This is a genomic window from Vibrio sp. OPT41, assembly GCF_015163595.1.
GTDB classification, from domain to species: Bacteria; Pseudomonadota; Gammaproteobacteria; order Enterobacterales; family Vibrionaceae; genus Vibrio; species Vibrio alginolyticus.
The window spans coordinates 1-206 of the sequence record NZ_JADDYH010000041.1 but is presented as its reverse complement, the minus strand read 5'-3'; the positions used below and the strand labels follow the sequence as shown (position 1 = coordinate 206).

The window sequence follows — 206 nt, the reverse complement described above, 5'->3', positions numbered from 1 at the left end:
TTGTAGCACGTGTGTAGCCCTACTCGTAAGGGCCATGATGACTTGACGTCGTCCCCACCTTCCTCCGGTTTATCACCGGCAGTCTCCCTGGAGTTCCCGACATTACTCGCTGGCAAACAAGGATAAGGGTTGCGCTCGTTGCGGGACTTAACCCAACATTTCACAACACGAGCTGACGACAGCCATGCAGCACCTGTCTCAGAGTT

1 rRNA gene is annotated in these 206 nt (G+C 54.4%); it reads right to left on the bottom strand.

The features are described 5' to 3' along the window. Positions 1-206, bottom strand: a 16S ribosomal RNA gene (locus tag IQP38_RS18280); the annotation flags it as partial.